Consider the following 19,189-nt stretch of genomic DNA (forward strand, 5'->3'; position numbering starts at 1 on the left):
AAACAGGGCATGGCGTCCACGCGCCATGCCCTGTGACCGAACCGCGGCGATGCTACGCCAGCCGCATCACGCGGCGCCAGAACAGCACCGCCACCAGCGCGAACACCGCCAGCCCCAGGAACGAGGCAGTGCGCGCGAATTCCTCGCCCGCGATCGCCAGCGGCGCATCGGTGCCGGCGGCGCCGATGATGGCCGCCATCACCACGCCCACCAGGCTCTCGCCCACGATCAGGCCAGAGGCGATCAGCACGCCGCGCCGGTTGGCGGCCTCGGCGAACGTCGCATGATCCTTGCCCGCCGCCGCCGCCCGGCGGCGCAGCGCCCGCTCCAGCATCCAGGCCAGCAGCGCGCCCACCACGATCGGCGCCGCCACGGTCGGCGGCAGATAGATGCCGATGCCCACGGCCAGCACCGGAACGCGGGCCACCTTGCAGGTGCGCTTGAGGATCTCGTCGACCACGATCAGGCCCACGCCCACCGCCATGCCGATCAGGATCATGGTCCAGTTCAACTGATGGGTGAAGATGCCGCGCGCGATCGCCAGCATCAGCGTGGCCTGCGGCGCCGACAGTGCCTGGGACGGGTCCATGCCCTCGCGTGGCATGGCGTCGGCGAAACCGTAGGCGTTGTACAGCAGATCCAGCACCGGCGAAATCACCGCCGCGCCCAGCACGCAGCCGATCAGCAGCGCCACCTGCTGGCGCCACGGCGTTGCGCCGACCAGCCAGCCGGTCTTCAGGTCCTGCAGGTTGTCGTTGGAGATCGAAGCCACCGCCACCACCGCCGAGGTGCTGAAGATCGCCAGCGCGATCGTCATCTGCACGCCGTTCTGCGTCGCCAGCAGCTCACCGCCCAGCACCAGCATCAACAGCGACACCAGCACGATGGCGACGATGCCGACGCCCGAGATGGGGCTGGTCGACGTGCCCACCAGGCCAGCCATGTAGCCGCAGGCCGCCGCCACCAGGAAGCCGAACACGAAGGCGAACAGGACCGCGTACGCCACCAGCTTCCAGATGGCCGCGGCCGACAGCGGCGCATCCGCCAGGAATACCTGGAAAGTGATCACCAGCACCGCCACCAGCACCAGCGTGACGACCGAGATCCAGCCGGCCGACAGATCGCGCTCGGTGCGCGGCGCCTTGCCGGCATGCGCCGCGCCGGCCCGGGAGAGCGCAGCGAACGAGGCCTTGACGCCGCGCGCCATCGGCAAGAACAGCGTCGCCAGGGTCCAGATGGCGCCGACGCCGATCACGCCGGCGCCGATGAAGCGCACCTGCGACGACCACAGCCCGGTGGCAAACTTCGCCAGCGACATGCCGGCGGGCATGTCGGCCATCGAGGTCAGGATCGGCACTGCGATGCCCCACGCGATCACCAGCCCGGTCAGCATGGCCAGGCCCGCCACAATGCCGATCAGATAGCCGGCCCCCAACAGCGCCAGCGAAAAGCCCATCGGCAGCCGGAACACCGCGCCGCCCAGCGAGAACCAGCCGCTGACGCCATCGCCCAGCACGCGCAGGCCGCTGGCGGCAAAACTGACCGCCGCCGCCACCACGCCGCCGCTGACGATGTCACCCATGCCGGTAGCGGCCGGTTTGGACGGCGCCCGCCCCGCCTCCTCGGCCGCGTCCTGGGCGCGCTCGGCGCTGCCGACCCGCAGGATCTCGGCCGCCGCCACGCCTTCGGGATACGGCAGGTCGCTCTGCACGACCATCACATGGCGCAGCGGAATCGTGAACATCACGCCGAGCATGCCGCCAGCCGCGCAGATGCCCAGCGTCTGCCAGAATGGAAAGCCCTGCCAGTGGCCCATCATGACCAGGGCAGGCAGGATGAAAATGATGGCGGACAGCGTGCCGGCCGCCGAGGCCTGCGTCTGCACCATGTTGTTTTCGAGGATGTTGGCGTCCTTGAACAGCCGCAACACCGACATCGAAATTACCGCCGCCGGGATCGCCGACGAAAAGGTCAGGCCGACCTTGAGCCCCAGGAACACATTGGAGGCGGTGAAGATGACGGTGATCACTGCGCCCAGCAGCACGCCGCGGAACGTCAGTTCCGGTAGCGTGACTTCCGCCGGGACGCGGGTAGGTTGAGTCATTGAAGTCTCCCTTTACTGGCCGGGACGCGAACCCGCCGCTGAGACGGGACGGCCCGGCTATCAGGGCGTTGCCGCCCTGTCTGGTTGCCGGTTTGTTTTTTGTGAAGCGCGAATTCTAGCGCCTCGGCGTCCAGCAGGTGGTCACCACAGGTAAGCGGGCCTTGACGGCAGATTATGCCGCCCAACCCAGCGTGGGCAAACGAATATGCTGAAAATCTGTTTTTCGCCCCGGCATTTTGATCACTCATGCCCCGGCGACAGGACTAGCATGGCGCTACAAGGAGACAAAACCATCATGTGCGACGCCAGCCATTCCTCCGCCGGAGCCGACCACCGGCAAGACACCGACCCCGCCGAAACCGCCGAATGGCGTGACGGGCTGCAATCCCTGGTCGAGGCCTCGGGCGCGCAACGGGCGGGCTATGTGCTGGATAACCTGCTGGGGCACGCCGCCACGCTGGGACTGCGGGCCAACAGCCAGACGCACACCGCCTACCTGAACACCATTCCGGCCGACCAGGAACCGCCCTTCCCCGGCAACCTGGCGGTCGAGGAGCGCATCGCCCGCATCAACCGCTGGAACGCGCTGGCCATGGTAGTGCGCGCCAACCAGGCCCATGGCGAGTTGGGCGGCCACATCGCCAGCTACGCCTCGGCCGCCGACCTGTTCGAGGTCGGCTTCAACCATTTCTTCCGCGCCAGTACCGCCGACGGCCCGGGCGACCTGGTCTACATGCAGCCGCACTCGGCGCCCGGCGTCTATGCCCGCGCCTACCTGGAGGGGTTCCTGAGCGAAGACGACCTGGCCCACTTCCGCCAGGAAATCACCGCCACCTCACGCGGCCTGCGCGGGCTGTCGTCGTACCCACACCCCTGGCTGATGCCGGATTTCTGGCAATTCCCCACCGGCTCGATGGGCATCGGCCCGATCAATGCCATCTACCAGGCGCGCTTCATGCGCTACCTGGAACACCGCTCGCTGGTGCCCGCGAGCGACCGCAAGGTCTGGGGCATCTTCGGCGACGGCGAGATGGACGAGCCCGAATCGATCGCCGCGCTGACGCTGGCCGCGCGCGAGAAGCTCGACAATCTGGTGTTCGTGGTCAACTGCAACCTGCAACGCCTGGACGGCCCGGTGCGCGGCAACGGCCGCATCATCGACGAACTCGAAACCCTGTACGCCGGCGCCGGCTGGAACGTCATCAAGCTGGTCTGGGGCAGCGACTGGGACGCCCTGCTGCGACGCGACACCAATGGCGCCCTGGCGCGCGCCTTCGCCAACACGGTGGACGGCCAGTTCCAGACCTTCGCCGCCAACGACGGCGCCTTCAACCGCGCCCACTTCTTCAACCAGAATCCCGAGATTGCCGCGCTGGTGGCCGACTGGAGCGACGAGGCCATCGACCGCCTGCACCGCGGCGGCCACGACATGGTCAAGATCCATGCCGCCTATCACCGCGCCGCCCATCATCGCGGCCAGCCCACCGTGATCCTGGCGCAGACCAAGAAAGGCTTCGGCATGGGCACGGCCGGCCAGGGCAAGATGACCACCCACCAGCAGAAGAAGCTGGACGACGAAGCGCTGCTGGCGTTCCGCGACCGCTTCGCCCTGCCGATCTCCGACGCCGACTGCCTGGCGCTCAAGTTCTACCGCCCTGCCGAGGACAGCGCCGAACTGCGCCACCTGCAGGCGCGCCGCGCCGCGCTGGGCGGCCACATCCCGCGCCGCCGGACGCAGGCGCCGCGCCTGGCGCCGCCGGCGGTCGATCAGTGGGCGCGCTTCGCGCTGGCCGCCGACGGCAAGGAAATGTCGTCCACCATGGCCATCGTGCGCATGCTGACGGCGCTGCTGAAAGACCCGCAGATCGGCCCGCGCATCGTGCCCATCGTGGCCGACGAGGCCCGTACCTTCGGCATGGCCAACCTGTTCCGCCAGATCGGCATCTACTCGGCGCAGGGCCAGTTGTACGAGCCCGAGGACATCGGCTCGGTACTGTATTACCGCGAGGCGCGCGACGGCCAGATCCTGGAAGAAGGCATCACCGAGGCCGGCGCGATCTCGTCGTGGACGGCGGCTGGCACCAGCTATTCGGTCAATGGCCTGCCGATGCTGCCTTTCTACATCTATTACTCGATGTTCGGCTTCCAGCGCATCGGCGATCTGATCTGGGCCGCGGCCGACCAGCGCACGCGCGGCTTTCTCATCGGCGCCACGTCGGGCCGCACCACCCTGGGCGGCGAAGGCCTGCAGCACCAGGACGGCTCCAGCCACATCATGGCCGCCACCGTGCCCAATTGCCGCGCCTACGATCCCGCCTACGCCTACGAAGTGGCGGTGATCGTCGAATACGGCATGCGCCGCATGCTGGACGAGCAGCGCGACGAGTTCTTCTACCTGACCGTCACCAACGAAAACCTGGCACAGCCCGACCTGCCGCAGGACGGCGCGGCGGCCGAAGGCATCCTGCGCGGCATGTACCGCCTGCGTCCGGCCCGCCAGCAGGCGGCGGTGCGCCTGCTGGGCGCCGGCCCCATGCTGCGCGAAGCGGAAATGGCCGCGGAGCGGCTGCACGCGGAATATGGCGTCGATGCCGAGGTCTGGAGCGTGACCAGCTTCTCGGAACTGGCGCGCGACGGCCGCGAGGCCGAACGCGCCCGCGCCCTCGGCCTGCCCGCCACGGCGGACTCGGACTGGGTCCGCACCTGCCTGGGCGGCAGCGATGCGCCGGTGATCGCCGCCAGCGACTACGTGCGCGCCGTGCCCGAGCAGATCCGCGCCTGGGTGCCCGCGCCCTACCGCACGCTCGGCACCGACGGCTTCGGCCGCAGCGACACCCGCGCCCGCCTGCGCGACTTCTTCGAGGTCAGCGCCGACTGGATCGTGCTGCACGCGCTCGACAGCCTGGGCCGCCAGGACCAGGCGGACGCATTGCGCCGCAAACTCGGCGCGGCCGACCGCGCCACACCTCCCTGGGCGCAATAACAGCCTGAAAGAAAAGGAGAAAAGCGCCGCTCCGGGGCTTTTCCCTTTTTTCATCGGCATCATCGAAAGATACGCGGGCTTGACCAAAATCGGACGATCGCTGCGCTGCAGCAACCAATCCGTGCCGCTTTCTGTTGAAATACGGGTGTTCCCTAAGCATTTCCCAAAGAATACGGCGGGCCGCGAGCCCGCTTTTTGCTTTCCGTTTATTACCTACCGTTAGCGCCGAAAAGGCTATATCCCATGGACGAAACCCTCACCAAGCTGGCGTTGGATTACCACGCCTATCCCACTCCCGGCAAAATCTCGGTCACCCCGACCAAGCCCCTCGCCAACCAGGACGACCTGTCGCTGGCGTACTCGCCCGGCGTGGCCGCCGCCTGCATGGCCATCTTCGACCAGGGCGATGACGCCGCGTCCAAGTACACCTCGCGCGGCAATCTGGTGGGCGTGATCACCAATGGCACCGCCGTGCTGGGCCTGGGCAACATCGGCCCGCTGGCCGCCAAGCCAGTCATGGAAGGCAAGGGCTGCCTGTTCAAGAAGTTCGCCGGCATCGACGTGTTCGACATCGAACTGGCCGAGAACGACCCCGACAAGCTGGTCGACATCATCGCCGCGCTCGAACCCACGCTCGGCGGCGTCAACCTGGAAGACATCAAGGCGCCCGAGTGCTTCTACATCGAGAAGAAGCTGCGCGAGCGCATGAAGATCCCCGTCTTCCACGACGACCAGCACGGCACCGCCATCATCTCGTCGGCCGCCATCCTCAACGGCCTGAAAGTCGTGGGCAAGGACATCGGCACCGTCAAGCTGGCCTGCTCGGGCGCCGGCGCCGCCGCCATCGCCTGCCTGGACCTGCTGGTGCACCTGGGCATCAAGCGCGAGAACATCTACGTGGTGGACTCGCGCGGCGTGATCTGGGACGGCCGCGATGAAAACATGGAAGCCAACAAGAAGCGCTACGCGCAGAAGACCGACGCGCGCACGCTGGCCGACGTGGTCAACGGCGCCGACGTGTTCCTGGGCTGCTCGACCGCCGGCGTGCTGACCGCCGACATGGTCAAGACCATGGCCGACCGGCCGCTGATCCTGGCGCTGGCCAACCCGGAGCCGGAAATCCGCCCGGAAGTCGCCAAGGCCGCCCGCCCCGACTGCATCATCGCCACCGGCCGTTCGGACTACCCGAACCAGGTCAACAACGTGCTGTGCTTCCCCTTCATTTTCCGCGGCGCCATGGATGCCGGCGCCTCGCGCATCACCGAGGAAATGAAGCTGGCGTGCGTCAAGGCCATCGCCGAACTGGCCCAGGCCGAGCAGAACGATGAAGTGGCCCGCGCCTACGCCGGCCAGGAACTGTCGTTCGGCGCCGACTACATCATCCCCAAGCCGTTCGACCCGCGCCTGATCGTGCAGATCGCGCCGGCCGTGGCCCAGGCCGCCGCCGACTCCGGCGTGGCGGCCCGCCCAATCGAGGACATCGAGGCCTACCGCCAGAAGCTGATGGGCTTCGTCTACCACTCGGGCCAGCTGATGCGCCCGCTGTTCGCGCAGGCCAAGAAGGCGCCCAAGCGCGTCATCTACGCCGATGGCGAAGACGAGCGCGTGCTGCGCGCGGTGCAGACCGTGGCCGACGAGAAGCTGGCGTTCCCGATCCTGATCGGCCGCCCGTCCGTGATCGAGATGCGTATCAAGAAGTTCGGCCTGCGCCTGATGGCCGGCCAGGACTTCGAGATCGTCGATCCCGAAGACGACAGCCGTTTCAACGAAACCTGGACTGCGTACTACCAGCTCAAGGGCCGCGAAGGCGTGACCCCGGCCATCGCCAAGGCGATGATCCGCAAGCACAACACGCTGATCGGCGCGATGCTGCTGCGTCGTGGCGATGCCGACGCCCTGCTGTGCGGCGTGGCCAGCAAGTACGACAACCAGCTCAAGTACATCGACGAAATCATCGGCAAGAAGGAAGGCCAGACCTACGCCGCCCTGAACGTGTTGATGCTGCCCGACCAGACGCTGTTCGTCACCGACACGCACGTCAACGAGAACCCGTCTGCCGAAGAAGTGGCCAACATCACCATCCAGGCCGCCGACGAAATGCTGCGTTTTGGCGTGGTGCCCAAGATCGCCCTGCTGTCACACTCGAACTTCGGCAGCCGCGTCACGGAATCCTCGCGCAAGATGGCCACCGCGCGCCAGATCGTGCAGGACCGCGCGCCCGACCTGGAGGTGGACGGCGAAATGCATGCCGACGCCGCCCTGTCGGAAAAGATCCGCGTGCTGGCCTACCCCGACAGCACCCTGAAGGGCCGCGCCAACCTGTTGGTCATGCCGACGCTGGACACCGGCAACATCACGTACAACATGCTGAAAATGACCGGCAGCAATGGCGTCGCGATGGGCCCGATCCTGCTGGGCGCCGCGCGCCCCGTGCACATCCTGACGACCAGCGCCACTGTGCGCCGCATCGTCAACATGACCGCCCTGGCCGTGGTCGATGCGCAGCAGGAAGCCGCCGAGGCCGCCAAGAAGCGCCGTTGATCGCATTGCGCTGACCCGCAAATCCAGGACGCCCCACGGGGCGTCCTTTTTTTGGCTGGCTTGGCGGGCGCGGTGGTGCGCGGCTTCGGCCGGATGGTACAAACTGGGCTGACCCTGCCCGCCCTTTCCCTACTGGAGCCCGACCCTATGCTGCTCGACGCCTTCCTGGCCTGGTTTCACTTCCTGGCCATCTTCGTGCTGGTGGTGGTGTTGACTGCCGAAGCGGTGTTGTTGCGTCCCGACCTGACGCCCGCCGCGCTCAAGCGCCTGCTGGTTTATGACCGCCTGTACCTGCTCAGCGCGATCCTGGTGTTGGTCACCGGCGTGCTGCGCCTGACGCTCGGCATCAAGGGTGCCGCCTTCTACATGGGCAACCCCTGGTTCCACGCCAAGATCACGCTGTTCGTCCTCATCGGCCTCTGTTCGGCCCCGCCAACACTGGCCTTCCTGCGCTGGGCGAAGCAGGCGCGCCAGCAACCGGCCTTCGTGCCGGACACCGCGCAGATCAAACGCGCCCGCCGCTGGGTGATGATCGAGTCGCACCTGTTCATCTTCCTGCCGCTGTTCGCCGTGCTGATGGCGCGCGGCATCGGCACCTAGAAGACGCGCCCGGCAAACGATCCGCGCGACCTCGCGCGTCTCAGGGACAGCGCGCGCGGGTCGGCTGCCGGGGCTTCTCGTCACCCACGGTGATCGTGGCGAAGTGAAACACGCCCACCGTATCGTTCCCGACCACGCCGACGACCTCGCCGTCCAATTTCTGCATCACCGACATGCCCTCAGGCACGTCGGCCTGGCCGTCGCGCGTGGCCACCTGGCCATTCCACGGACTCAGCACCAGCACGCCTGGAAACGGTTCGCGCGCATCGCCGCGACCGCGCCGCATGGTCTGCACCTGCGTGCCGGCGGCGTAGCTCACGCCACCCAGGCGCGTCGGGCAGGCCAGCTCCGCATCGCTGACCCGCAGCAGGCGCCGCTGGTCATCCAGGTAGAGGCGCGGCTCGCTCAATGGCAGGCCGAACACATTGACCGCGACCGGGTCCTTGACCTCGATGCGCCATCGATCCGGGTCGCGCGAGCCATCGGTATAGACCGTGCCGCTCGACCCGTACACGATGGAACCTGCCGCCAAATCCAGGCCCTCGACCCGGTTGCCCGGGCCCAGCACGCACTTGTTCAGCATCTTCATTGCGCCGTCGCGCGCCACGTCGAATTCGATGTCCCGGGTGGCATCGCACTGCCAGCCCTGCACCGGCTGGCTGCCCGTACCGCGCAGCAGCACGCTGCGCGGGTGGCGGCCACGCAGCGCATAGGTCTCGCTGTCGTAGTCGGCATCCAGATAGCGCCGCGCACTCGACGCCTGCACGCCGTACATGGCCACCGGCTGCGCAAACTCGGCTTCGACATAGGTTTCCAACTGGCCTTCGTCCTGCAGCTTGAGGCGCGTACCGGCGGGCATGGCAATGCCTGCGACCGTCGTCGCTGCCGCCAGGGTGACGTTGCGGGCGGCCTCGCGGCGTTCGCCTTCACGCTCGATCCGCCAGATGACCGTCTGGACCCAGGCATAGAAGGCAAAGGGAACCAGCAGCACCACGAACAACAGGCTGGACGTCTTCCAGTATTTGCGGACCGTGCGGCGCGCGCGCCCGCTGGCAACCAGCACCAACGCCCAACCGAGCAGGGCCAGGCCGGCAAGAAACCCCAGGGAAACGAAAATGTAGAAGCCCGCGGAGGGCAGCGCGATCGGAATCATGGCAAGGATGATAAACGCCAGACACCCCCGCCGCGACGGCGCGGCGCTCGGCGGAGCAACCGGACAACAAAAGAAGGGGCAACAAAAAACCGCCCGAAGGCGGTTTCTTGGTCAGGCCTGGCAGCGTATCAACGCTTGTCCATCGGCGGCACGTCGCGCGTGACCGAACCGGTGAACAACTGGCGCGGACGGCCGATCTTGTAATCGGGATCCGACAGCATTTCGTTCCACTGGGCGATCCAGCCCACCGTGCGGGCCAGCGCGAAGATGGCCGTGAACAGCGAGGTCGGGATGCCGATGGCGCGTTGGACGATACCCGAGTAGAAGTCCACGTTCGGGTACAGCTTGCGCTGCACGAAGTACGGGTCTTCCAGGGCGATGCGTTCCAGTTCCATGGCCAGCTTGAACAGCGGGTCGTTTTCCAGGCCCAGGGCCGAGAGCACTTCCTTGCACGTTTCCTGCATCAGCTTGGCGCGCGGGTCGTAGTTCTTGTAGACGCGGTGGCCAAAGCCCATCAGGCGCACGCCCGAGTTCTTGTCCTTGACCTTCTCCATGAACTCGCCGACCTTGGCGATGCCGCCATTGGCTTGCAGATCTTCGAGCATCTGCAGGCAAGCTTCGTTGGCGCCGCCGTGAGCCGGGCCCCACAGGCAAGCCACGCCGGCCGAAATGGCGGCGAACGGGTTGGTGCCCGACGAGCCGCACAGGCGCACCGTGGAGGTCGAGGCGTTCTGTTCGTGGTCGGCGTGCAGGATGAAGATGCGGTCGAGCGCGCGCTCGACGACTTCATTGACCTTGTACTCTTCGCACGGCGTGGCGAACATCATGCGCAGGAAATTGCCCGTGTAGGACAGATCGTTCTGCGGGTAGATGAACGGCTGGCCTTGCGAGTACTTGTACGCCATGGCGACCAGGGTCGGCATCTTGGCGATCAGGCGAATGGCCGAGATGTGGCGGTGCTGCGGGTTCGTGATGTCGGTCGAGTCGTGATAGAACGCCGACAGCGCGCCCACCAGGCCCGTCAGGACGGCCATCGGGTGGGCATCACGACGGAAGCCGCGCAGGAAGAAATGCAGCTGTTCGTTGACCATCGTGTGATGGGTCACCTGCGAATCGAAGTCGGCCTTCTGGCCCTGGTTCGGCAGATCGCCGTTCAGGATCAGGTAGCAGATGTCCATGAAGTCGCAGTTGACGGCCAGTTGCTCGATCGGGTAGCCGCGGTACAGCAGCTCGCCCTTGTCGCCGTCGATATAGGTGATGCCCGATTCGCACGCCGCCGTCGACATGAAGCCGGGGTCGAACGTGAACATGCCCGTCTGGCCGTACAGCTTGCGAATGTCGATCACATCCGGACCGACCGTGCCCTTGTAGACAGGGAACTCAATGGGTGCGCTGCCATCCGAGAAGGATAGAGTGGCTTTTTTGTCAGACAGGTTCATGTTTTTTCCTCTCAATTAATCAGAGCGACCGCATTTGGCCGATGATGCCGCGGAGCCGGGGGGTGTCGAGCGCGCCCTCGAGCTCCTTGCGGGCCAGCAGCACGTCGAGCAGATCGTTGTCTCCCAACTCGAAAAGCTGCGTCAATGCGGTCACGTCATCATCGGTCAGCTCGGCCTCGTAGGCGTCGAGATACCGGGTGATGATCAAGTCGTTTTCGAGCAGGCCCCGGCGCGCCCGCCAACGCAGCCGCGCCCGTTCCAGTTCAGTAAGCCTGCTCATCATTACACCTTAAATACACCAATCCACTAGACCGCGCGACGGACCATCAGTTCCTTGATCTTGCCAATGGCCTTGGTCGGATTCAGCCCCTTGGGACAGACGTCGACGCAGTTCATGATGGTGTGGCAACGGAACAGGCGGTACGGATCTTCCAGGTTGTCCAGACGGGTGCCGGTGGCTTCGTCGCGGCTGTCGGCGATGAAGCGGTAGGCTTGCAGCAGGCCGGCCGGGCCGACGAACTTGTCCGGATTCCACCAGAACGACGGGCAGGAAGTGGAACAGCACGCGCACAGGATGCACTCGTACAGGCCATCCAGCTCTTCGCGCGCCTCGGGCGACTGCAGGCGCTCTTTCTCGGGCGGCGGCGTGTCGTTGATGAGGTACGGGCGGATCGAGTGGTACTGGTTGAAGAAGTGCGTCATGTCCACGATCAGGTCGCGGATCACGGGCAGGCCCGGCAACGGGCGCAGCACGATCGGTTCCTTCAGTTCGCGCAGGTTGGTCGTGCACGCCAGGCCGTTCTTGCCGTTGATGTTCATGGCGTCCGAACCGCACACACCTTCGCGGCACGAGCGGCGCAGGGCCAGGCTGTCATCGACGTCGTTCTTGATGCGCACCAGCGCATCGAGCAACATCTTGTCGGTCGGCTGGAGTTCCACTTCCAGCTTCTGCATGTAGGGGCGCTCGTCCTTGTCCGGATCGTAGCGGTAGATTTCGAACTTGACGATTCTCTTGGTGCTCATAGTGGGCTCTATCCGGACTTAGAAGGTACGCGCCTTGGGCGGGAAGGACTCGACCGTCAGCGGCTTCATCTGCACAGGCTTGTAATCCAGGCGGCTGCCTTCGGAATACCACAGCGTGTGCTTGAGCCAGTTCTCGTCGTCGCGGGTCGGGTGGTCGTCCAGCGCATGGGCGCCGCGGCTTTCGGTGCGGTTGGCGGCCGACTTGATGGTGGCACGGGCCACTTCGGTCATGTTGGCCAGTTCCAGCGCCTCGACGCGCGCGGTGTTGAACACCTTGGACTTGTCCTTGAAGTAGATGTTGTCGGCTTGCTTGGCCAGGTCTTCGATCTGGGTCACGCCTTCGTTCAGCAATTCCAGCGTGCGGAACACGCCGCAGTGGCGCTGCATCGAGAAGCGGATGGCGTTGCCGATGTCCTGGGTCTTTTCGCCCGAGGTGCGCGATTCCAGCTTGTTGACGCGGTCCAGCGAGAATTCGACGGCCTGCTGCGGCACGGGCTGGTGCGCGTGCTGGCGCTCGGGGTGCGAATTGACGATGTGGTTGCCAGTGGCGCGGCCGAACACGATCAGGTCCAGCAGCGAGTTGGTGCCCAGGCGGTTGGCGCCGTGCACCGACACCGCGGCGCACTCGCCGATCGCGTACAGGCCATTGACGATCTTGTTCTCGCCGTTTTCGCGCGTCAGCACCTGGCCGTGGTAGTTGGCCGGGATGCCGCCCATCTGGTAGTGGATGGTCGGGACGACGGGAATCGGTTCCTTGATCGGGTCGACGTTGCCGAACTTGATGGCGATTTCGCGGATCGAGGGCAGGCGCTTGTTGATGACGTCGGCGCCGAGGTGATCGAGCTTGAGCACCACGTAGCTGCCGTCCGGACCGCAACCGCGACCTTCCTTGATTTCCTGGTCCATCGAGCGCGACACGAAGTCGCGCGGCGCCAGGTCCTTCAGCGTGGGCGCGTAGCGTTCCATGAAGCGCTCGCCATCCTTGTTCAGCAGGATGCCGCCTTCGCCACGCACGCCTTCGGTGATCAGCACGCCGGCGCCGGCCACGCCGGTCGGGTGGAATTGCCAGAATTCCATGTCCTGCAGCGGGATGCCCGCGCGGGCGGCCATGCCCAGGCCGTCACCCGTATTGATGAAGGCGTTGGTGGAGGCGGCCCAGATACGGCCGGCGCCGCCGGTGGCCAGCACCGTGGTCTTGGCTTCCAGGATGTAGATCTCGCCGGTTTCCATTTCGAGGGCGGTCACGCCCACGACGTCGCCGGCTTCGTTGCGCAGCAGATCCAGCGCCATCCATTCGACGAAGAACTGGGTGCGGGCGGCCACGTTGCGCTGGTACAGGGTGTGCAGCAGCGCGTGGCCGGTACGGTCGGCAGCGGCACAGGCGCGCTGGACCGGCTTTTCACCGAAGTTGGCGGTGTGGCCGCCGAACGGACGCTGGTAGATGGTGCCGTCGGGGTTGCGGTCGAACGGCATGCCAAAGTGCTCGAGCTCGTACACGGCGTTCGGGGCTTCGCGGCACATGAACTCGATGGCGTCCTGGTCGCCCAGCCAGTCCGACCCCTTGACGGTGTCGTACATGTGCCAGTACCAGTTGTCTTCGCTCATGTTGCCCAGCGAGGCGCTCACGCCGCCTTGCGCGGCCACGGTGTGCGAACGCGTGGGGAACACCTTGGACAACACCGCAACGGACAGGCCCGCTTGGGACAGTTGCAGCGAACAACGCATGCCGGCTCCGCCGGCGCCAACGACCACCACATCAAACTGGCGGCGCGGCAAGGATTTCATGACAGAGACCACGGCTTAGATGCTCCAGAGGATTTGCGCGAAGTAAACGACCGAACCGACCAACCAGAGGATCGTCAGCACTTGCAGCAGCAGGCGCAGGCCCACCGGCTTGACGTAGTCCATCCAGATGTCGCGCACGCCAATCCAGGCATGCCAGGCCAACGCAACGAATGCGAGGGTCGCCAGGATCTGGCCGACCGGGAGGACGCCGACGTAGAACGTGAACAGCGCGTGCCACGATTCATACGTGAAGGCGGGCATCAACAGGATGCCGATGAGCAGCACCAGCGTGTACACGGCCATGATGACGGCGGTGATGCGCTGGATGATGAAATCCATGACGCCATAGTGCGCCCCGACGACCAGGCGCTTGGGTCCGTAGTTTTTAGCGGCAGCCATTTACAGCACTCCGAACAGTTTGAGGGCGAACACCAGGGTCAGCGCCAGGCTGACACCGAAAACCACGCCGGCGCTCTTCTTGGCCGACAGCTTGTCGATGCCCAGGTGCAGGTCCAGCAGCAGGTAGCGGATGCCCGCACAGAAGTGGTGCAGATAGCCCCAGATCAGGACCAGGAGCACGAGCTTGACGATCGGATTGCCCGCATACGCCGCCACGGCGGCGAAGGTCTGCGGCGAGGCCACGCTGGCCGCGAACAGCGGCAGAATGACCAAGGGCAGACAGAGGAAAAGCAATATGCCGCTGATGCGGTGCAGGATGGACAGCTTGCCGGCCAGGGGCAGGCGATAGGAGAACGCAACTTGGGCAAGCCCAATATTGCGAAACTGCGGACGTGGCTTGGCAGCGGTGTCGGACATGACGGCCTCGGTGTTTCGGAACTAGGGAATCGTGACGGCGCTAATGCCGTGGCCCTTGCGGGCAAACACGGTATTTTCGCCCAGAGATCGGGTTGGTATCAAATCGTAGTTAAAAAGCTCATCAATTCAGACTATTGCGGTAGTGGTATCGATCGGTCAAGTACAAGCCCCGTCGAATTTCCATGGGGCGGTCACCATAGGTGTACGACACCCGGTCCACCTGCAACAACGGCGTGCCGGCGGCAACATTAAGCAACGTACAGACTTCGGCGGGCGCGGCCACCGCGCGCAGCTTTTCGTCCGCGCGCACCATGCTGACGCCGAACTCGGATTCGAACAGGCCATAGAGCGGGGCCTTGTTGGCGCTCAACAGCTCGAAGGTAAGGCCACGGAAGATGGACCCCGGCAGCCAGATATCGTCCAACACGGTGGGCACCTGCCCCATGCACAGCAACCGGCGGATGGAGATCACGGTTTCACCCGCCCGCAGATCGAGCGCGCGCGCGATCTCGGCCGGCGCGCGCAGGCGGCGGCATTCGAGGATACGGCTTTCCGCGCGCACGGCCTCGCCCTCTTCATCGGGGGCCAGGCGCAGGAAACGGTAGCGCACACGGGCTTCATGGTGGGTGGCGACGAAGGTGCCCTTGCCCTGGCGGCGCAGCAGCAGGTGTTCGGCGGCCAACTCATCGACCGCCTTGCGCACCGTGCCCTGGCTCACCTGGAAACGGGCGGCCAGATCGATTTCGCTGGGGATGAGTTCGCCGGGCTTCCATTCGCCGCGGTCCAGGCTCTGCACGAGCAGGTCCTTGATCTGGCGGTACAGCGGACTGAAAGCGGCTCCCTCGCCCGCTGGACGGGCGGCGCGTGTGCGTAGGGGAGTTTCGGGCCGGGGGTCTGCCATGGATCGTCTTGGAAGTGTCATGTTCATCCGGAGAATGGAAGGCCGCGCGAAAAAGGCCACGCAAACGATGCGGCTTCCATTCGCATGCGCACGACTGCGGCGCCGGTGTTCTGGCCTGATACAGGCGCGCAGCCGGCGGTGCTGCGGCGCATTCGAACAAACGCTCTATTGTCGCATACCGGGGGCGGCGCTGTCCAACGTCTTATGTCTTATATAAGATATAAGATCAATTGACGCACCCGTGAATTAGTTCTAGGATTTCTGACTGTCCGGCAACCTGGCCGCCCCTTGCGCGCAGGCCGTCTTCGCCGCTCAACGGATTACACTGATTGGTGAGATTTCTTTCTCGCCACACCATTACGGAGAACGTCCATGTCTAAGCCTGCCTTGCGTGTCGCCGTCACCGGCGCCGCCGGCCAAATCGGTTACGCCCTGCTGTTCCGCATCGCCTCGGGCGAAATGCTGGGCAAAGATCAGCCCGTCATTCTGCAACTGCTTGAAATCCCCGACGAAAAAGCGCAAAAGGCCCTGAAGGGCGTCATCATGGAACTGGATGACTGCGCCTTCCCGCTGCTGCAGGAAGTCACCGCCCATAGCGATCCGCGCACGGCGTTCAAGGACGCGGACGTGGCCCTGCTGGTCGGCGCCCGCCCGCGCGGCCCCGGCATGGAACGCAAGGATCTGCTGTCGGTCAACGCGCAGATCTTCACGGCCCAGGGCAAGGCCCTGAACGACGTCGCCAGCCGCAACGTCAAGGTCCTGGTGGTCGGCAACCCGGCCAACACCAACGCCTACATCGCCATGAAGTCGGCGCCGGACCTGCCCGCCAAGAACTTCACCGCCATGCTGCGCCTGGACCACAACCGCGCCCTGTCGCAACTGGCCGCCAAGTCGGGCAAGGCCGTGGCCGACATCGAAAAGCTGGTCGTGTGGGGCAACCACTCGCCCACCATGTACCCCGACTACCGCTTCGCCACCGTCGGCGGCGAATCGCTGGCCAAGCTGATCAACGACGACGCCTGGAACCGCGACACCTTCATCCCCACCGTGGGCAAGCGCGGCGCCGCCATCATCGAGGCCCGCGGCCTGTCGTCGGCCGCCTCGGCCGCCAACGCCGCCATCGACCACGTGCGCGACTGGGTCCTGGGCAGCAACGGCAAGTGGGTCACCATGGGCATCCCGTCCGATGGCTCCTACGGCATCCCCGAAGGCATCATCTACGGCGTGCCGGTCACGACCGAAAACGGCGAGTACAAGCGCATCGAAGGCCTGGAAATCGACGCCTTCTCGCGTGAGCGCCTGGACTTCACGCTGAAAGAGCTCCTGGAAGAGCGCGACGGCGTCAAGGACCTGCTGAAGTAAGCAGCCATCAAGCAGAATTGGGCCCGTTGACGCGGGCCCAATTCGCAAGCGGACGGCCCATCCACGGATGCGCCGTCCGCGGCACGCAAACCTGTCTCTTTGCGAGCGCGCAAGGAATTGTCGCGAAGGGGACAGATTTACGTGCCGCGACCGCGTAAGGTCGTGGCCAGGCGCCGGATTCCGATCCGGCCGACCGCGGACCCGCAAGACCTGATATCCCAGCCGGGGCAACGTCACGACACCCGGCCACTATGACGGAGACCCCCATGTCCAGACCCGAATCCGCCGGCGCCCTGTTCCGCCGCGCACTCGCCGAAGAAAGCCCGTTGCAGATCATCGGCGCCATCAACGCCAACCACGCGTTGCTGGCCAAGCGGGCCGGCTACCGCGCCATCTACCTGTCGGGCGGCGGCGTGGCCGCGGGCTCGCTGGGCCTGCCTGACCTGGGCATCAACACCATGGACGACGTCCTGACCGACGTGCGCCGCATCACCGACGTCTGCGACGTGCCGCTGCTGGTCGACATCGACACCGGCTTCGGTCCCTCGGCGTTCAACATCGCCCGCACCGTCAAGAGCCTGATCAAGTTCGGCGCCGCCGCCTGCCACATCGAGGACCAGGTCGGCGCCAAGCGCTGCGGCCACCGCCCCGGCAAGGAGATCGTCAGCACCGAAGAAATGGCCGACCGCGTCAAAGCCGCGGCCGACGCCCGCACCGACAGCGACTTCTACCTGATCGCGCGCACCGACGCCATCGCCTCGCACGGCGTGGACGCCGCCATCGAGCGCGCCCTGGCCTGCGTCGAAGCCGGCGCCGACGCCATCTTCGCCGAAGCCGCCTACGACCTGCCCACCTACGACCGCTTCGTCAAGGCCGTCAAGGTGCCGGTGCTGGCCAACATCACCGAATTCGGCAAGACGCCGCTGTTCTCGGTGGAAGAGCTCAAGAGCGTGGGCGTGGGCATGGTGCTCTACCCGCTGTCGGCCTTCCGCGCCATGAACAAGGCCGCCGAGGCCGTCTACACCGCGATCCGCCGCGATGGCCACCAGAAGAACGTGGTCGACCTGATGCAGACGCGCGAGGAACTGTATGACCGCATCGGCTATCACGAATACGAATCGCGCCTGGACGCCCTGTTCCAGAAGGGCAAGGGCTGATTCGCGCCACCGTATCCGGCGCCGCGGCGACCCTGCGGCGCCCCGCTACCCCCATTGCATCGACCACCGCGAAAGGAAAGGAGTAGAGACATGAGCACGGCTCCCAAGAAGCAAGCCGCCAAGGCGGACGCCACCCCGGCCGCCAAGCCCGAAGAAAAGGCAGGCTTCAAGCCCAAGAAATCGGTCGCGCTGTCCGGCGTGGTCGCCGGCAACACCGCGCTGTGCACGGTCGGCCGCAGCGGCAACGACCTGCATTACCGTGGCTACGACATCCTGGACATCGCCCATACCAGCGAATTCGAGGAAATCGCCCACCTGCTGGTGCATGGCAAGCTGCCCAACAAGGCCGAACTGAAGGCCTACAAGGAAAAGCTGCGCGCGCTGCGCGGCCTGCCGGTGCAGCTGCAGGACGCTCTCGAGGCGCTGCCCGCCGCCAGCCACCCGATGGACGTGATGCGCACCGCCGTCTCGGTGCTGGGCTGCGTGCTGCCCGAGAAGGACGACCACAACCTGCCCGGCGCGCGCGACATCGCCGACCGCCTGATGGCCAACCTGGGCTCGGCCCTGCTGTACTGGTATCACTACAGCCACAACGGCCGCGTGATCGACGTGCAGACCGACGATGACAGCATCGGCGGCCACTTCCTGCATCTGCTGCACGGCGAGAAGCCCAGCGACGAATGGGTCAAGGCGATGCACATCTCCCTGAACCTGTACGCCGAGCACGAGTTCAACGCCTCCACCTTCACGGCCCGCGTCATCGCCGGCACCGGGTCGGACATGTATTCGGCCATCACCGGCGCGATCGGCGCGCTGCGCGGCCCCAAGCACGGCGGCGCCAACGAGGTCGCCTTCGACGTGCAGAAGCGCTACGAGACGCCGGACGAGGCCGAGGCCGACATCCGCCGCCGCGTCGAGGCCAAGGAAGTCATCATCGGCTTCGGCCACCCGGTCTACACCGTGTCCGACCCGCGCAACAAGGTCATCAAGGAAGTGGCCAAGAAGCTCTCCAAGAAGGCCGGCAGCACCAAGATGTTCGACATCGCCGAACGCCTCGAAACCGTCATGTGGGACATCAAGAAAATGTTCCCCAACCTGGACTGGTTCTCGGCTGTCAGCTACCACATGATGGGCGTGCCCACCGCCATGTTCACCCCGCTGTTCGTGATCGCGCGCACCGCGGGCTGGTCGGCCCACATCATCGAGCAGCGCGTGGACAACAAGATCATCCGCCCGACCGCCAACTACGTCGGCCCGGAAGATCAGAAGTTCGTGCCGCTCGACAAGCGCAAGTAAGACGACGACATGGGCCTGCCGACGCCTTT

The 19,189-nt window shown here is 65.6% G+C and carries 15 protein-coding genes; 6 read left to right on the forward strand and 9 right to left on the reverse strand.

The genetic code is table 11. The features are described 5' to 3' along the window. Positions 1-52: 52 nt before the first annotated feature. Positions 53-2,104 carry an OPT family oligopeptide transporter gene (locus tag K2W61_RS01365; protein WP_175135604.1) on the reverse strand — a complete coding sequence of 684 codons (2,052 nt, stop codon included), beginning with the start codon at positions 2,102-2,104 and terminating at the stop codon, positions 53-55. 295 nt (positions 2,105-2,399) lie between these two features. On the opposite strand from K2W61_RS01365, the gene mdeB reads away from it, so the two are divergent. The 3 genes from mdeB to K2W61_RS01380 all read left to right on the forward strand — a co-directional run bounded on the left by mdeB (position 2,400) and on the right by K2W61_RS01380 (position 8,228). Further along, the gene (gene mdeB, locus K2W61_RS01370; protein WP_175135610.1) at positions 2,400-5,087 is read left to right on the forward strand and encodes an alpha-ketoglutarate dehydrogenase; all 2,688 of its coding nucleotides are present in this window, start codon (positions 2,400-2,402) and stop codon (positions 5,085-5,087) included. A 243-nt stretch (positions 5,088-5,330) separates the two neighbouring features. Next, positions 5,331-7,628 carry an NADP-dependent malic enzyme gene (locus K2W61_RS01375; RefSeq protein ID WP_175135603.1) on the forward strand — a complete coding sequence of 766 codons (2,298 nt, stop codon included), beginning with the start codon at positions 5,331-5,333 and terminating at the stop codon, positions 7,626-7,628. Between the two features lie 147 nt (positions 7,629-7,775). After that, positions 7,776-8,228, forward strand: a complete 453-nt coding sequence (locus K2W61_RS01380; RefSeq protein WP_175135602.1) for a DUF2214 family protein — start codon at positions 7,776-7,778, stop codon at positions 8,226-8,228. Positions 8,229-8,268: 40 nt separating this feature from the next. On the opposite strand, the gene K2W61_RS01385 is transcribed toward K2W61_RS01380, so the two are convergent. From K2W61_RS01385 to K2W61_RS01420, 8 genes are all read right to left on the reverse strand, one after another. Continuing rightward, positions 8,269-9,381, reverse strand: coding sequence for a hypothetical protein (locus K2W61_RS01385; RefSeq protein ID WP_175135601.1), 1,113 nt, complete (start codon positions 9,379-9,381; stop codon positions 8,269-8,271). A 128-nt stretch (positions 9,382-9,509) separates the two neighbouring features. Next, positions 9,510-10,820 (reverse strand): citrate synthase, encoded by a 1,311-nt coding sequence (gene gltA / locus K2W61_RS01390; protein ID WP_175135600.1) that lies wholly within the window; start codon positions 10,818-10,820, stop codon positions 9,510-9,512. A gap of 19 nt (positions 10,821-10,839) precedes the next feature. Beyond that, positions 10,840-11,100 carry an FAD assembly factor SdhE gene (locus K2W61_RS01395; RefSeq protein WP_175135599.1) on the reverse strand — a complete coding sequence of 87 codons (261 nt, stop codon included), beginning with the start codon at positions 11,098-11,100 and terminating at the stop codon, positions 10,840-10,842. Between the two features lie 26 nt (positions 11,101-11,126). After that, positions 11,127-11,843: a succinate dehydrogenase iron-sulfur subunit gene (locus tag K2W61_RS01400; RefSeq protein WP_175135598.1), complete on the reverse strand. Its 717-nt coding sequence runs from the start codon at positions 11,841-11,843 to the stop codon at positions 11,127-11,129. A gap of 18 nt (positions 11,844-11,861) precedes the next feature. Further along, positions 11,862-13,628, reverse strand: coding sequence for a succinate dehydrogenase flavoprotein subunit (sdhA, locus tag K2W61_RS01405; protein WP_272909237.1), 1,767 nt, complete (start codon positions 13,626-13,628; stop codon positions 11,862-11,864). 15 nt (positions 13,629-13,643) lie between these two features. Then, positions 13,644-14,027 (reverse strand): succinate dehydrogenase, hydrophobic membrane anchor protein, encoded by a 384-nt coding sequence (gene sdhD, locus K2W61_RS01410; RefSeq protein WP_175135597.1) that lies wholly within the window; start codon positions 14,025-14,027, stop codon positions 13,644-13,646. Then, entirely contained in the window at positions 14,028-14,444 is a 417-nt protein-coding gene (sdhC, locus tag K2W61_RS01415; protein ID WP_006389362.1) for a succinate dehydrogenase, cytochrome b556 subunit, read from the reverse strand. A gap of 121 nt (positions 14,445-14,565) precedes the next feature. Continuing rightward, positions 14,566-15,345, reverse strand: coding sequence for a GntR family transcriptional regulator (locus tag K2W61_RS01420; RefSeq protein ID WP_175135596.1), 780 nt, complete (start codon positions 15,343-15,345; stop codon positions 14,566-14,568). A gap of 372 nt (positions 15,346-15,717) precedes the next feature. Here K2W61_RS01420 and K2W61_RS01425 point away from each other — a divergent pair, with 372 nt between their 5' ends. The 3 genes from K2W61_RS01425 to prpC all read left to right on the forward strand — a co-directional run bounded on the left by K2W61_RS01425 (position 15,718) and on the right by prpC (position 19,160). After that, positions 15,718-16,707, forward strand: a complete 990-nt coding sequence (locus tag K2W61_RS01425) for a malate dehydrogenase (RefSeq protein ID WP_175135595.1) — start codon at positions 15,718-15,720, stop codon at positions 16,705-16,707. A 266-nt stretch (positions 16,708-16,973) separates the two neighbouring features. Further along, entirely contained in the window at positions 16,974-17,864 is an 891-nt protein-coding gene (gene prpB / locus K2W61_RS01430; protein ID WP_175135594.1) for a methylisocitrate lyase, read from the forward strand. 90 nt (positions 17,865-17,954) lie between these two features. Beyond that, on the forward strand, positions 17,955-19,160 hold the full coding sequence (gene prpC, locus K2W61_RS01435) for a bifunctional 2-methylcitrate synthase/citrate synthase (RefSeq protein ID WP_175135593.1): 1,206 nt from the start codon (positions 17,955-17,957) through the stop codon (positions 19,158-19,160). The last annotated feature ends 29 nt before the right edge of the window (positions 19,161-19,189 follow it).

The sequence above is a fragment of the Achromobacter pulmonis genome (genome assembly GCF_021733725.1).
Classification (GTDB): Bacteria; Pseudomonadota; Gammaproteobacteria; order Burkholderiales; family Burkholderiaceae_B; genus Achromobacter; species Achromobacter pulmonis.